The organism is Cohnella terricola, from assembly GCF_007786475.1.
Taxonomy (GTDB): Bacteria; Bacillota; Bacilli; order Paenibacillales; family Paenibacillaceae; genus Cohnella; species Cohnella terricola.
Genome location: NZ_VNJJ01000007.1, coordinates 16,297 through 31,343, shown reverse-complemented (window position 1 = coordinate 31,343; position 15,047 = coordinate 16,297). Strand labels below are relative to the sequence as shown.

At 51.6% G+C, this 15,047-nt stretch carries 8 protein-coding genes; 7 read left to right on the top strand and 1 reads right to left on the bottom strand.

The window, feature by feature from the left end; genetic code table 11:
• Window positions 1–51: 51 nt before the first annotated feature.
• Together FPZ45_RS13855 and FPZ45_RS13850 are read left to right on the top strand one after the other, a co-directional pair.
• Window positions 52–3,549, top strand: a complete 3,498-nt coding sequence (locus FPZ45_RS13855; RefSeq protein ID WP_186438394.1) for an InlB B-repeat-containing protein — start codon at window positions 52–54, stop codon at window positions 3,547–3,549.
• 209 nt (window positions 3,550–3,758) lie between these two features.
• On the top strand, window positions 3,759–4,655 hold the full coding sequence (locus tag FPZ45_RS13850) for an SDR family oxidoreductase (protein ID WP_144702747.1): 897 nt from the start codon (window positions 3,759–3,761) through the stop codon (window positions 4,653–4,655).
• A gap of 184 nt (window positions 4,656–4,839) precedes the next feature.
• On the opposite strand, the gene FPZ45_RS13845 is transcribed toward FPZ45_RS13850, so the two are convergent.
• Window positions 4,840–8,214: an S-layer homology domain-containing protein gene (locus tag FPZ45_RS13845; RefSeq protein WP_144702744.1), complete on the bottom strand. Its 3,375-nt coding sequence runs from the start codon at window positions 8,212–8,214 to the stop codon at window positions 4,840–4,842.
• A gap of 546 nt (window positions 8,215–8,760) precedes the next feature.
• Between FPZ45_RS13845 and FPZ45_RS13840 the strand changes: the two genes are divergently transcribed.
• The 5 genes from FPZ45_RS13840 to FPZ45_RS13820 all read left to right on the top strand — a co-directional run bounded on the left by FPZ45_RS13840 (window position 8,761) and on the right by FPZ45_RS13820 (window position 15,034).
• Window positions 8,761–9,057 carry a hypothetical protein gene (locus FPZ45_RS13840; protein WP_246120449.1) on the top strand — a complete coding sequence of 99 codons (297 nt, stop codon included), beginning with the start codon at window positions 8,761–8,763 and terminating at the stop codon, window positions 9,055–9,057.
• Window positions 9,044–9,772, top strand: a complete 729-nt coding sequence (locus FPZ45_RS25345; RefSeq protein ID WP_186438393.1) for a TDT family transporter — start codon at window positions 9,044–9,046, stop codon at window positions 9,770–9,772. Before FPZ45_RS13840 ends, FPZ45_RS25345 begins: the two co-directional genes overlap by 14 nt.
• 199 nt (window positions 9,773–9,971) lie before the next feature.
• Entirely contained in the window at window positions 9,972–10,265 is a 294-nt protein-coding gene (locus FPZ45_RS13830; protein WP_144702741.1) for an AbrB/MazE/SpoVT family DNA-binding domain-containing protein, read from the top strand.
• A gap of 1 nt (window position 10,266) precedes the next feature.
• Complete coding sequence (locus FPZ45_RS13825; protein WP_144702739.1) at window positions 10,267–10,692, top strand: type II toxin-antitoxin system death-on-curing family toxin; 426 nt, start codon at window positions 10,267–10,269, stop codon at window positions 10,690–10,692.
• A gap of 22 nt (window positions 10,693–10,714) precedes the next feature.
• Complete coding sequence (locus FPZ45_RS13820; RefSeq protein WP_144702736.1) at window positions 10,715–15,034, top strand: AAA family ATPase; 4,320 nt, start codon at window positions 10,715–10,717, stop codon at window positions 15,032–15,034.
• Window positions 15,035–15,047: the final 13 nt, after the last annotated feature.

The window sequence follows — 15,047 nt, the reverse complement described above, 5'->3', positions numbered from 1 at the left end:
ATACTTTGGCGATAAACCGAGAAACTGGCTCGATTAATGGGAGGGAAGAGAATGTTCAAAAGAATGAGGAAAGGTTTCAACTACGTATTGGCATCGGCGGTATTCCTTGGCACGGTGCTCATGACATCCCCGCAAAGCGTATATGCGGCTCCGGGGTTTGCGGGCGGAGACGGTTCGGCCGGTTCTCCTTTCGAGATTGAAACCGCGGAGCAACTAAGTCTGGTCAAGAATCATTTGGGCGAGAACTTTAAGCTGATCGATGATATCGATTTGACGGACTATCTCGCGTCCGGAGGCGCGGGATATAACGGCGGCGAGGGATGGGAGCCGATCGGATCGGGAGGCGGGGGCTTTGCCGGTACGTTCGATGGAGACGGGTGGACGATTAAAGGTTTATTCGTAAATAGGCCTAACGATAATTATCAGGGATTATTCGGATTTACCGAGATAGGCTCTACAATAAAAAATGTTGGTTTAGTCGATGCGACTGTAATAGGCGGTAACGGCGTCGGCAGTCTCGTCGGAGTTAGCAAGGGATCCATTGCGGGCTCTTATGCCTCGGGAACGGTAGAAGGGAATACTGCCGTCGGCGGGTTGGCGGGTTATAACTACGCTACGATTTCGAACTCTTATGCTTCAAGTGATTTAATAGGCGATGGCGATAATGTCGGCGGTCTGGTCGGAGAAAATACAAATGTCATTACGGACTCCTATGCCTCCGGAACCGTAACAGGCCGCAGCGATGTCGGCGGGCTTGCGGGCAAGAATAACGGATCGATCGCTAATTCCCATGCCACGGGCGACGTAACGAGCAGCCAGTATGGCGCGGGCGGGCTGGTCAGTTACAATAACGGAGGCTCCATATCGAATTCTTATGCCACGGGAAAGGTAAAGAGTAACGGGATTGGCGACAACGTCGGCGGTCTGATCAGCGTGAACGCCAGCAATGGTTCCGTTACGAACTCTTATGCCACGGGAAATGTAGAGGGGGGAGATCATGTCGGGGGCCTTCTGGGATTTAACTCGGGAAGCGTTACCGGCTCCTATGCCTCGGGTGACGTACAGGCACGAAATGAAGTCGGTGGGCTGGTAGGCTTTAATGCTGCATCGAATCATATCGGGGACTCCTATGCCACCGGAGCGGTAACGGGCACGGACCGTGTCGGCGGGCTCGCGGGGATCAACCAAGGTACGATTACTAGATCTTATGCCGCGGGGGCCGCGACAGGAGTCAACGAAGTCGGCGGTCTTGTAGGCCATAATGATGCGATTATTGAACACTCCTATGCCACGGGATCGGTAACGGGCACGGACCGTGTCGGCGGGCTCGTGGGGTCGGATACCAACAACGGCATTGGGTCTTCCTACTACGATATGGATACAACGGGAATGCAGGATGAGAATAAAGGCGAGGGCAAATCATCCGATAAAATGAAGACGCAAAACGAATATGCGGGATGGGATTTCACAATTTCGTGGAGCATCGCAGAAGAGAAGAATAACGGATATCCTTACTTACGCCGGTCTCCGTTATTTACGATCGTTTATGACGCCAACGGAGGCTCCGGAACCGCTCCCGTCAATCAATTGAATCCGCCGGGGACAAAGGCAATCATGGCGGGCCTAGGCGGTCTGACGAATCCGGGCTTTACGTTCGCCGGATGGAATACGCAGGCGGACGGACAAGGCGTGAGGTATCCGTCGAATACGGCTTTTGCGGTGGGGACCGAGAACGTCACGCTGTACGCGCAATGGGTGCTTACTCCCACCATTCCTACCTTTACTGTGACCTATGACGACAATGAAAGTACGGATGGTTACGTTCCGATCGACATCAATGCGTACGAAGAGGGAGAGACGGTTACCGTACTGCGCAATATGGGCGATCTGTCGAAGACAGACCACAGGTTCGTCGGATGGAATACGCAAGCGGATGGCCAAGGGACAAAGTATGCGCCGGGCTCGACCTTTACGATGGGAACGGAAGACGTCACGTTGTACGCGCAATGGGAACTCATTCCCGCCATTCCTACCTTTACTGTGACCTATGACGACAATGAAAGTACGGATGGTGACGTTCCGATCGACATCAATGCGTACGAAGAGGGAGAGACAGTTACCGTACTGCGCAATATGGGCGATCTGGCGAGGACGGGTTACAAGTTCGTTGGCTGGAATACGCAAGCGGACGGACAAGGGACAAGCTATGCCGTCGGCGATACCTTCGAGATGGGGACGGAAGATGTCACTTTGTATGCACAGTGGAAGGCTATTCCGACCTATACTGTGACGTACGACGGCAACGGACACACGGGAGGCAGCGTTCCTACCGACAGCGGCGCATATGTATCGGGAGCAGCGGTATCGGTATTAGGCAACACAGGCAGTCTGACAATGACGGGCTATACGTTCCAAGGATGGAATTCGCAAGCGGACGGGAAAGGAACGGACTACGCCGCTAATCAAACTTTTGCTATCGCCAATAATACGGTATTGTTTGCCAAATGGGCTGCGACAAGCGGCAATAGCGGTGGTGGTGGCGGCGGTCCGGTTCCGTCGTCTACGTCAACGAACGGCAAACTGACGCTTCCGGCAGGCAAAGCGGGCCAAGTCAGCTTGGAGGAAGAGATCACGATCATCGTCCCGCCCGATGCGACGGACAAAGAGCTGACGATCACGATAGAAAAAATACTGAACGCTCAAAAGCTTTTGACCCAGCAACAGGTAAAAATCAGCTCGATCTTCGATATCACGAAAAACTTCCCGGAAAATTTCAAGAAGCCGGCAACGATGATCATTTCATTCAATTCGGCGGGCTTAAAAAATAACCAAAAGGCAGCCGTGTTCTATTATGACGAAGCGAAGAAGTCGTGGGTGGAGATCGCCGGTGGCAAGGTCGATCGCGGTCGCATCTCCGTAGAGGTCGATCACTTTGGGAAGTTCGCGGTTTTCGCTGTTGATATAAAGAGCGATACGCCGCCTAAAGATCCTTCGACAGGCGCGAGTCCGACTAACTTCAGTGATATTGCTGGCCACTGGGCAGCGGCAAGCATCCGGCAAGCCGTTGGGAGCGGAATCGTGAGCGGTTATCCGGACGGTACGTTTAAGCCGAATCAGAAAGTAACTCGCGCGGAATTCGCGGTCATGCTGATCAAGGCGTTAAAGCTGAAAGGAGAAAGCGAGACCTTGAAGTTCGGGGACGAGGCGGACATTCAGGCTTGGGCGCGGCAAGAGGTCGCGCAAGCGGTACAAGCCGGTATCATCAGTGGCTACTCGGACGGTACTTTCCGCCCGGACGCGAAGATTACCCGTGCCGAGATGGTGGCAATGCTCGCTAAAGCTCTCAAATTGACGATCGAGAAGACGGATGTAACCGGCTTTACGGACGACAAGATCATCCCAGAATGGGCGAGGGGCGCCGCGGCCGCTATGAAGAATCTCGGTATCATCGGCGGGACGGGCTTGAACCGATTCCAGGCCGACGCCGAGGCTTCCCGAGCGGAAGCGGTAACGGTTCTGCTGAGAATGCTGGAAAAAGCAGCTAATTAAAAAATATACGGAGCCGAGCGGTGTGAACTGCCGGTTCTTTTTTTTGGATCAGACCTTCGTCGGAATAGGCAATAAGTGAAGCAGAACAGGCAATTATCGGGACAGAATGCGTTCTAAAATGAAGATAACCTTGTAACCGCGAGTTTCGATCGCAAGTCGATCATTCCGGCGGCTCAAGTAAATTCTGGTTTACAGAGGAGGATCTCTTAGTGCGTATTTTTGTAACAGGAGCGACTGGGTTTATCGGCTCTGCCGTCGTGGGCGAATTGTTAAACGCAGGACACGAAGTCGTTGGCCTGGCTCGCTCGGATGAAGCAGCCAGCTCTCTGCTTAAAGCCGGAGCGTCCGTGCACCGTGGTTCTTTGGATGATCTGGATAGCCTGAGAAGCGGTGCCGAAGCATCGGATGGCGTCATTCATACTGCCTTTAACCACGATTTTTCGAACATGGCGAATGCCGGAGTAACGGACCTGCATGCCGTTCAGACTTTCGGGGAGACGCTTGCCGGTTCGGGCCGTCCTTTGGTTGTTACGTCGGTAATTGCTCACCTTGCACCGGGACGAGTCGGAACAGAGGAAGATGCTCCCGATGCCAACACGGCAGGCAAGCACCGCATCGCTTCTGAAGATGAGGCTCTTTCCTTGGCTTCCAAAGGGGTGCGCGTATCCGTGTTGAGGCTCCCGCCTTCGGTACACGGCGATGGCGACCGCGGCGGCTTTGTTCCGGCACTGATTAATGTCGCTCGGCGCACAGGTGTCTCGGCATATGTGGGCGAAGGCTCCAACCGCTGGTCCGCCGTGCACCGACTGGATGCCGCACGACTTTTCAGACTGGCGCTTGATGCTCCTGCGGGCTCCAAGCTGCACGCCATCGGCGAGGAAGGCGTTTCTTTTCGCGAAATCGCAGATGTCGTAGGGCGTCGCCTCGATCTTCCTGTAGCTAGCAAGTCTGCGGAAGAGGCTCGCGAACACTTTGGTTGGTTGACGCATTTCGCATCGCAGAACATTCAAGCTTCGAGTAAGCTAACCCAAGAACTGCTCGGCTGGAAGCCCGAGCATACGGATCTTCTGCGTGATCTGGAAGGCGATTATTATTTGAAGAACTGATTTCGCGCATCATCGCGGTTCCGCTTGATGGACGATTCCGTCAGCCTGTTCGTTGTTGCGTCTTTGATTCAATTTATACAGATAAAAGAGAGCGCGATAAGCAGCGCTCTCTTGAATGGGCTGTGTATCAGCATTTGCGCAAAATACGCCAAATACCGAGTACAGCGAGATATGAAACAGGCTCTTATTGTATCAAAAATCGCATTAGAATCGCCGCGATTTCCGCGCGGGTCGCCGTGCCGGACGGGTCAAGATTTCCATTGCCTTTGCCGGAGATGAGACCTTTTCCAACCGCCCACTTCATAGCGTCAGTCGCCCAAGCGGAAATTTTGTCTTTGTCTGCAAAGCCGGACAGATCACCCGTCGCGGTAATATCAAGGTTTTTATACTGTGCGTAGCGATACAGCAAGGCGACAAGCTGCTCTCGGGTCACTGCGTCATCGATGCCAAAGCTGTTGTTGCCATAGCCGCTCACAATGCCGTTCTGCGTCGCCCATTTGATAGCATCCGTATACCACGTACCGGAAGGTACATCAGTGAATGTATTTTCTCCGGTCACATGCGGGTTGCCAGCCATGCGATATAGCACGGTTACAATCATGGCGCGGTTGGCGGTCAAATGGGGGCTAAAGGTCGTTTCGCTTATTCCTGACATCAAGCCGTTCTGGCGGACATAGGCGACTGCGTCAAAGAACCAGTCTTTCTTGTCAACATCGGCAAAGGAGGAGCCGCTGACGGGAGTGCCACTGCTAGGAGTACTGCCGCCAGGAGTGCCACCGCCAGGTGTGCCGCCCCGAGGAGTGCCACTGCTAGGAGTACTGCCGCCCGGAATGCCGCTGCCAGGTGTACCACCGCCACTAGGTGTACCACCGCCACCAGGAGTGCCTCCACCAGGAGTGCCTCGGCTTGTATCGACAGTGGCAGAAATGTTCACTTTGATTTGCCCTGTGGTTTGGCTCTGCGCCCCCTTGGTTACGGTGATGGTAAATACATAGCTGCCGTCTGTGCCGCTTCGATTTGCGGAGGTTCCGGCGATCGGCGAAGTGTAGCTGACCTTATTGATCGTGACCGCAACATTGCCGTTCTTTACCGCTGCTTCGGCAATTGCTTTCAATGCCGTCTCAATAACCGATTCGCTGGTTGCCTCCTCTTGGGTCATGGTGCTGTAGCTTGCGCCTTCTGCCGCTGTTTTTGCCTCCACCACAATGGCAATGTCCGGGTCTGCCGATTCATTCACCGTCATGGCAAGGGTCTTGCTGTCACTCGCGCTTCCTTTGGAAAGCGCAACATCATAGTTATCTGTGCCGCTGTTGTAGGAGACGACCGCCGTTACCCCTGCGGCATCGCCGGTAAGCAGTCCGTTTACATAGCTTTGTACTGCAGCTGCTTTGTCCGTCTGCGATGCACCGAAAGGGACATCGACCGATCCGTCCACCAAAGCTGCCTTTGCCGCCGCTACTGCCTGCGCATTGCTAAGACCAGTGAAAGGCGTTGCGGTGATGACAATGGCTTTCAGTGCGGTGGTTTGATTCTGCGAACCTTTTGCCACCGTGACGGTGAAGGTATAGCTGCCGTCTGTGCCCTGCGGGTTGTCGGCATCGCCCGCTATCGGCGCAGTGAAGCCCGCCTTGGTGACGGTGACCGCAACATCGTTGTTGTTTACGGCTGCTTCGACCAGATCTTCAACATAGCTTTTTACACCGGCTTCATTGCTGTACTCTGCCTGCGTGATGCCGGGATAGGCTGCGTTGTCCGCAGCTGCCTTGGCCGTCCCCACGATCGCGATGTCCGGGTCTGCCGATTCATTCACCGTCATGGCAAGGGTCTTGCTGTCACTTGCGCTTCCCTTGGAAAGCGCAACATCATAGTTGCCTGTGCCGCTGTTGTAGAAGACGGCTGCCGTTACCCCTGCGGCATCGCCGGTAAGCAGACCGTTCACATAGCTTTGTACTGCCGCTGTTTTGTCTGTCTGCGATGCACCGAAAGGAACATCGACCGATCCGTCCACCAAAGCCACCTTTGCTGCCGCCACTGCCTGCACATGGGTAACACCAGTGAAAGGCGTTGCGGTGATGGCAATGGTTTTCTGTGCGGTGGTTTGACTCTGCGAGCCTTTTGCCACCGTGACCGTGAAGATATAGCTGCCGTCTGACCCAATTGGGCTCTCGGCGTCGCCCGCCGCAGGCGGGGCGTAGCTGACCTTGTCCACAGTGACCGTAACATCGCTGTTATTCACCGCTGCTTTGACCCGATTTTCAACATAACCTTTCACGACGGATTCCGTTCCGTGAGCAGCCTGTGTTGTTGCCGGGTAGGCAGCATTTTCCACCGCTGTCTTTGCCGCCGCTACAACGGCTATGTTAGGGTCAGGTTTTATTGTAAGCGTATGTGTTTGAATGTTGTTGCCAAGGGCGTTGGTCGCTTTAACGTCGAGATTGGTTGTTCCACTTTGTACGGGTGTGCCGGAAATCACGCCAGTATCCTGATTCAGTGATAAGCCCTCCGGTAAGTCGTTCAGCATGCTCCATGTGATAGGTGTTTGACCATCAGCAGTGAGGGTATAACTGTAGGATGTATTCTCCGTACCGTCAGGCAGGGATTCTGTTGTGATGAATGGATACGGGTTGTAACAAGCTGTAAAGATCGTCCCTGTAGGAAGATTAGGAACCGGCGATCCGCCTGTTCTAAACCCTATTCCATCAAACCAGCCGAGTGCGGCAGATTGTTGGGGAGCTGTAAACTGAAAACCGTTCTGAGGCGTGATTTGCGGCAAGGTTAACGTACCGGAGTAGACCACTGTGGCAGATGTCAGTTGCCCATTGCCCAGTGTACCATTACTGCCCATATCATAAGTAACAGTTTTCAATCCGTTACGGCCCAGTGCGCCAACATTCATAATTTCAAGCACGGGGCGAAAACCAATGCTCGGGTCGTTGAGGTTATTTCTGCTGAAGCTCGCCCAAACGCCCACATCAAAGTTTCCGCGTACAGCACTGTTATCACTAAATAAGAGGTCTATTTCTTGCCCCCAAGACCACTTCGCATTCCAATTTTTCAAATAATTCTCGTTTTTATTTTTAATCTGATCCCATTCATTGTTAGCTGGCGCCCCCGAAATGGCGCTGCTTCTTTCATTGCCGACAGACAAAGCACGAAGATTGTAGAGGACGCCGTTTCTGGAATAATTCTTTCCAAAAATCAAACCCGCTGTTTGAAGCACACCCCAAGAGGGAGCAAGCGTCACATTGTAGTCCGCCACGAACAAACTGCGGTCGCCGGATCTTCCAGAAGAGGGGGCCATACCTAATGCATCGATTGAATAGGCATTAATTGTTCCGACATAGGTAAAAGGCACCCATTTCAGACTGATGTCAGGCAAACTACTGTTCACCATCAACCCCGGAATATCCTGATCCGAAAGATCAAAATAATAGGTGCCGCCAGGGGTAAGACTGAACTGCTCCACGAGACCAGCTGCCCGTGCAGGCAAAGGCAGCATGGCAAGAACCAGCACCGCCGCCAGCAAAAGGCTGAAAATTCGTTTTCGTATTTCCTTCATATTTCTTATGTCCTCCTTAAGTGTTGAAGCCGCTGGAAGCCCGTTAGCTCATAAAGTAAACGCATATTCCAACAATCAATGTGACGATAACCAGAAAGGCAAAAAACCACTTGGTAAATTTCCAACTCGCTCCCGAACCTTCCCACCACAATTTAAAATAAAAGATTAAGCCAAGAACAACAGTAAAAATAGAAGAATACAACGCAGTTTCCGAATTGCTCCACTGATCCATATTTTCCTCGTTTAATCCTCCCGGTATATGCAAAAGTAAAAACGGCAACTACCCCATATATAAATAAAACAAATCTATGGATTACTCTATACCTATAAAGGGGTATCTTTATGAAGAAACTCGTAATGAAGGAAGGGTTTCGAGTCAAAATGAGGGGAGTCGAATAAAAGTCATATCCTCATAGTGACTTCCCGCCGAAAAAAGTCATAGAGACATATCACTATGAGGAATGACTCGGTTATAGTAATCTGTTAGCATGCAGGTCCAACTGCCAATTCAACTAACGACTAATTTCGGCAAAAGCGAGTGGGGATATGAAAGTTTCGATAGAACGGATAGGGAAGGAGCGGGAAGAGGAAATCCTTATCCGATGCCATGAGGTCAACGGCAAAATATACGAAATCGTAGACAAGCTAAAAGCGGAAGAGCTTATTTTGCTCGGCTATCAGAACGACAGTATTCACCGCATCAAGATTAACGACATTTCAGCGGCAGATTCGAAGCGGTGCTCGATAACGGGGAACGCGTGGTCATATCGCGGCAGTATGTGCCGGTGCTTAAAAATAAGCTTGGATTGTGAAAGAAGGAACGTCTACTATGAAGCCAAGTGAATTCGTCAAAAAGGTGATTTTAAATTTTTTGGTCATCTTCGCATCCATCATCATCGTTCTCACGTTTTTGCGGCAACTTTTTTATCCGGATATGCCCTTCGATTTGAAGTCGATTTATATTATCATGGGCTTTTCGCTCATCAGCGCAGGGGTTGGACTGATTTTAAATCCTCCGCTCCATATCAGCGAGAGGAATATGCGGATAAGATTGACTCTTCATTTTCTGGCTTTGGAAACGATACTGATCTCCTTGGCGGCTATTTTCGGTATTGTCGAGAATGTCGTCAACATCCTCGTATTGGCATTGGAAATAGCGGTTATCTATGCCGTCGTTCGTCTGTTGTCATGGCGCAACGATATGAAGGCGGCCGAGCAAAACGATTTTGCGGCAAGCGGTAAATTCTACGAGATCCCGATACTTAACCTTTATTCCGACGATGTTTGGAAACAGCTTGGAAGGAACTCTACTTATGCGGCAAACGACGAGGTAGATCAAAGCTTCAAGGAAGCGTACACTGTCCATTTTCAAGGCGCCAAGCATTTAAGCCTCACGGATTTGCCGCTGTTCTCTCCTCTGCTCGCCAATATGCTGCAAGGCGGCAAAGCGACGATCGATCCCTATTATTGCATCGAAACGGAGAACGAGCTAATTCTAAAATTCTTTGATTATACGTTAAAAGGCATTGGCCGTTTCACATCGGAAGATACTTATTGATAGTGCTCGGATTTAAGGCGATGCATGTTCACAGTTATCATATCGGACGCAAAAAGGCCTAACATCGATAATCGGATGTTAGGCTTTTTAAGATTGGATTCTTTAAGAAGAACTGATAAAATAGATTTAAAATGTTATAACTGTTATTACTGGTATAACTTTGTGGCTGTCGATCATACTATGTAAAGGAGAATGAAAAATGAATGGTGTGGTCAAATTGACAGACGATAAAGGGAAAGCGACTCGTTATACTCGTAAAATAGGGCGAATGGGGAATAGTTTAGGCGTAAGCTTGCCTAAGAGCCTAGCTAAAATGTTAAATGTTTCGCAAGGCGATGAAATCGAATTCGTCGAAAACGATCGCGGTGAAGTGGTTTTGAAAAAGGTGCGGCATGGCAAACTGCCTGATGGTGTTCGTCCTGAAGTTCTTGAAGCTTTCTTCGATGTCTTCGAAGAAGATGAAGGGATTCTTGAGGACTTAAGGGACCGCTGATATGATAAATTTTCTGACCAAAGAAGAGGTTATCTCGGCACATTATTTCATGATGAAAAGAATGAATGACATAGAGCAAGCCGGAGTGAGGGATCATGGTTTGTTGGACTCCGCGGTGCACAGACCGCAACAAAGCATTATGGGGAAAGATGCTTACGCTTCTCTGTTTGATAAAGCCGCGGCATTATTGGAGTCTCTTGTAAAAAACCATTGTTTTCACAATGGCAATAAGCGGACAGCCTATCTAGTTACAAAGGCATTTCTGATGTTGAATGGGTACCACCTGCGAATGGAGCGCAATTTTGCAGTGGAGTTTATAGTCAATGTTGCTCTAGGAGTACATACATTTGAGTCGATCGTTCATATTCTTGAAGAGCAATCTGAGGGCCGAGGCATTACTGACAATGCTCTATTTTTCTCGGAATAAAAATACAGCTAGATAGGTGTGCATGATCATCGGCGACGATAAGTGGTTAAAAGAATATATTGTGGACTCGCAGCTGGAGATATCGGAGTTTATTCGGCTTTCCGTTCTCGTAACGGAGATGGTGTACCGCGAACACCGGCAGACTTCGGTGATCGGGTGCTTGAGTCCTTCTACGATAAGCCTGCAACGGGATGGGAAATCCGCGCGGTTGTCCGAAAGCTCGCAATGGCAAGGAGCCTACCAATCTCCGGAGCAATCTGGCCGGCTCAATCGGGTACCGGATGAACGCAGCGATTTATATGTGCTGGGCGTCATTTTGTACGAGCTGCTAACCGGCCGGTTGCCGTTTCGCCCCGATCACGAAGAGGAATGGGATACCGCGCATATTCATATGATCCCGCGTCCCCCAGCCGAAATCCGGCCGGAATCGGATGGGCCGCTGCAATCCGTCATTTTAAAGCTGCTCGTCAAATCGCCCGAGGACCGTTACCAGAGCGCTTACGGTTTACTAGACGATCTAAAGCAATGTCGGAGGATGTTGGAGGGCGACGGGAAGCTGGCTCCTTTTGATATCGGCCGGTTGGATCACATTCGTACGTTCCGCGTTTCGGAATCCTTGTACGGACGCGACTCCGCTATGGAGCAACTGGAAGCGGGGCTTGAACAGGCAGTTCATGGTTTGAAAGCGTTCCGATGGGTGATTGGCGAAGAAGGGATCGGTAAAACCGCGCTCGTTCATAGACTTCGATCGAAAGTTGTTCGGCGGGGAGGTCGGTTTGTCGAAGGGGGGGGCCAACCGTCGCTACAGCTTAAGCTGTATGAGCCCCTTATCCAAGCCTTGCGGCAATGGATTCAACAGCTTTGGAGCGAGCCGGCCGATGTCATTGCGGGGGTGAAGATAAGGTTTCGCACGGAATACTGGCTGCACTCGCGGCTCATCATCTCGTTATTGCCCGAGGCCGAGCCGCTGTTTGAAAGCCGATCGGCCGAGACGGCCGCCTTGGGCGCGGAGGACTGGAATCGTTTCGGTGAACTATTGCCGGGTCTGGTTCGTTGTTTTGCCTCATGCACGCCTCCGCTTGTCCTGTTTATCGATGACTTGGAACGGGCCGATACCGGCACGCTTGCTGTCATTCGCGTGCTGACGATGGAGGAATCGGTCCCTGGGCTGCTCCTGATCGGGGCTTGCCGGGAGCAAGCGAACGAACACGCATGGCTTGCCGAGAGATGGCGCACGAATCCAGCGGAACAAGTCGCGCTTCTGTCTTTCGGTTACGAACACGTAAGACGTTATGTTGCAGATGCCCTGCATGAGGATTCGGCTCGTATCCGTCTGTTGGCCAGGTCTCTTTATAATCAGACTGCCGGCAATCCCCGTTCCTTACGCCTGCTGATGGAAAGCTGGCTAAAGGAGAAAAAGCTAGGCTTCGACGAAGAGCGGCGTCAATGGACCTGGGATCCGGAAGTCGTACGGCAGATGGGCGACTCGGAAGCCAATTATCGTCTGATGGAGGCGGGCTTTGTCAAGCTGCCGGATGAAACGAAGAGACTCCTGGCCATGGCTGCCGCTATCGGGCCGACTTTTCGTCTGTCCGTCCTATCCGAAGCATGCGGATATGCGCCAGAAACGGCGTTCCTTTTAATAAACGGCGCGGAAACGGAAGGAATCGTTTGGCGAGAGGATGAAACGGCACCCGAGGACGGACAAGATCGAATCTATATGTTCGTACATGACGACATGCATCGCATGGCGTATGCCTTCGATACGGAACGGAACGCGCAGCGGCATCTGAAGATCGGACAGCTATTGCAGCGCCGTCAGTCGGGTTCGAACGAAGATACGATGCTGGCTGCGATAGATCATTTGAATCTGGGCGTCACGGTCATGCCTGACCGGGAAACGCGGCAGTTGGCCGAGCATAATCTTCAAGCAGGACTGAAGGTTTTGGAAGATGGACATTATGCCAAAGGAAAACGATATGCCGAAGCAGGGCTGCGTCTTGCGGCAGAGGAACAAGAGATCGAATCGGGCTCGCTCATCCTTCAATTGAGGGTGGCCTTGGCGTGGTCCGAATATATGTGCGGGAATACCGAGCAGGCGAGGAAGCTTTTGCTGGAATTGAAAGATTGTGATGGCAAGCTGAGCCGGGCAGAGCGTTCGCAGATTTGGAAGCCATTGATTCAATTCCACGGGTTCGTTGAGAACGAGATCGCCGTGCAGTACGGAATAGAGGCCCTGACGGCTTACGGCTGGAAGCCGCGAGAGAAGAGTACCAAGTTCGCCATCATCAAAGAAGTCATGCATACCAGATTTCTTTTGAATCGAAATCGCGATCGTCTTCATCACTTCGCCCCTGATCACGATGAAGATTACGCTGCATTATGCGGACATATGGAACAACTGTTTTTTCCGCTCCTCGAACACGATGCGGGGGCGTTAGTGGAGCTGTACGCCAGATTTATTCGTTATGGGATTAAGAAAGGGATGAACGAATCGCTGGCCCTCATGATCGGCGCATACGAACTGCTCTTGCAGAGAGTGATTCCGTATTATGCTGAAGTTGTTCCGTTCGGCGATCTGGAGTCTATACATAGCACGATAATATCTGATTCAAGATTTAAACATCGATTTGCCCTCATTTGGGGAATGTCCAAACAATTGGAGAAACCTGCGGAAGCATCCGCTTATATGGTCAAAGCCATGCGCCGTGGATTGGAACTCGCGGACAAGGAGTTTGCCAATGCAGCTTTGATTACATGCCTTGTTACTTATAACGGGGATCTCTATGCGTTATCCGATTTGTTGAATTTCTTCGAGATTCACATGCGGCAGAATGCGAATGATAAGATCCTGGAAATGGTAAGCGTTGCAAGCAACTATGTGGCGACGCTTCAAGACGAAACGTTGCAAGACGATTTCGTCGCCATTCCCGCGCCATCAAAAGGAGATTCGGAACAGCAGGACGAGGACAACTACAGTTGCGGTTGCAGGCTGGAAGCGGCTTATTTGACCGGCAAGTACCGGGAGGCACTGTATTGGGCAAAGTGGGGAAGAGAGAACGAGCTTGCGGCGGATTGGGCGCGAGTCCGGAAGCAACGCTTTTATGAAACGTTGACTTTAGCTGCTTTATACCCGGAGGTGAATTCGGAAGAGCGTCGGCGTATCCGGAAAGCTATGCGCAAACAATTGCGAAATATGAAGAAGTGGCAGGGGTTTCTTGGCTTGAATTCCTCCGGTCATCTGTTAATGAGAGCGGAATGGGAACGAATAGCCGGAAATCAATTGGGAGCGCTGCGCGAGTATACGGCAGCGGTGAAGCAGGCGAGAGTCGAGAAATACGGTTTAATGGAAGGGATCGCTTGCGAACGGCTTGCGGATTGTTATCGTAACGATCTCATTAGCCGGTCGGGGGCGATGATCGCCATGATGGACGCATGCACCGCTTATTCCGTTTGGGGCGTAACATCGAAAGTTACGCAAATTAAGAACAAACATGCCGATCTGTTGAATTATGCTTCAAGGTCTTATGAAGGTCAGGTCTTGGAGGGGAAGACCGATTACGAACGCCCAATCGCAACATTGCCGCAACGGGACGTTCCGGGGGAGCAGGGGGCTTCGAAGAGCGAAGACGATCTGCTGCGAGAGATCGTCAGTTGGTCCGGCAAGCTCAACAAAATCAACTGGATGGAAAGCTTCCTTGAGGCAGCCCTTCGTCAAGCGGGGGCAGACCGAGGATTCGTGTTGATCTGCAGGGAGAACGGCTATTCTATCGGAGCCGGGTTGGACATTCAACCGGACGACGAAGCGGCCGGGCTGTATGCGGAGGGCGTCTTGCGTCATACGCTCGCGACCAATGAGCCGTTCGTGCTTCATGATGCGAGCCAAAGTTATTTTATGAAAGACCCCTATATTGAAGCCCGGAGACCCCGATCGATTCTGTGCATGCCGATCGTTGTTCCGGGAGAGCGATCCACCTTATTGCTATATCTCGAAAATCGGCATGTGGCGGGCGTGTTCATCGATCGCGATGTGAAAGTGCTGGAGCTCATCCTGACGCGAATGATTTATTATAAAATGCTGGATGACGAAACCGCCGCTGCGGCAGAAGCTCCTTTCGCTGCAAGTTCCGTTCAACTGGGGATGATCGAGCCGCTGACCGGGCGGGAAATCGAAATCATAGCGGCTATCGCGGAGGGGTTATCCAATAGAGACATTGCGGAGCGTTTCGGGATTGCAGAAACGACGGTCAAGACGCATACTTCCAGGATTTTCGGCAAACTTGGCGTAAAGCGGCGAGGGCAAGCCGTCGTTCGGGCCAAAGAACTGCAATTGATTGACTGACGGCAAGCCGCAA

What these genes read in the sequence shown, in the direction of transcription:
- FPZ45_RS13855 (WP_186438394.1), top strand. Translation starts at nt 52, where the DNA reads ATGTTCAAAAGAATGAGGAAAGGTTTCAACTACGTATTGGCATCGGCG.
- FPZ45_RS13845 (WP_144702744.1), bottom strand. Translation starts at nt 8,214, where the DNA reads ATGAAGGAAATACGAAAACGAATTTTCAGCCTTTTGCTGGCGGCGGTG.
- FPZ45_RS13840 (WP_246120449.1), top strand. Translation starts at nt 8,761, where the DNA reads ATGAAAGTTTCGATAGAACGGATAGGGAAGGAGCGGGAAGAGGAAATC.
- FPZ45_RS25345 (WP_186438393.1), top strand. Translation starts at nt 9,044, where the DNA reads ATGAAGCCAAGTGAATTCGTCAAAAAGGTGATTTTAAATTTTTTGGTC.
- FPZ45_RS13830 (WP_144702741.1), top strand. Translation starts at nt 9,972, where the DNA reads ATGAATGGTGTGGTCAAATTGACAGACGATAAAGGGAAAGCGACTCGT.
- FPZ45_RS13825 (WP_144702739.1), top strand. Translation starts at nt 10,267, where the DNA reads ATGATAAATTTTCTGACCAAAGAAGAGGTTATCTCGGCACATTATTTC.
- FPZ45_RS13820 (WP_144702736.1), top strand. Translation starts at nt 10,715, where the DNA reads ATGATCATCGGCGACGATAAGTGGTTAAAAGAATATATTGTGGACTCG.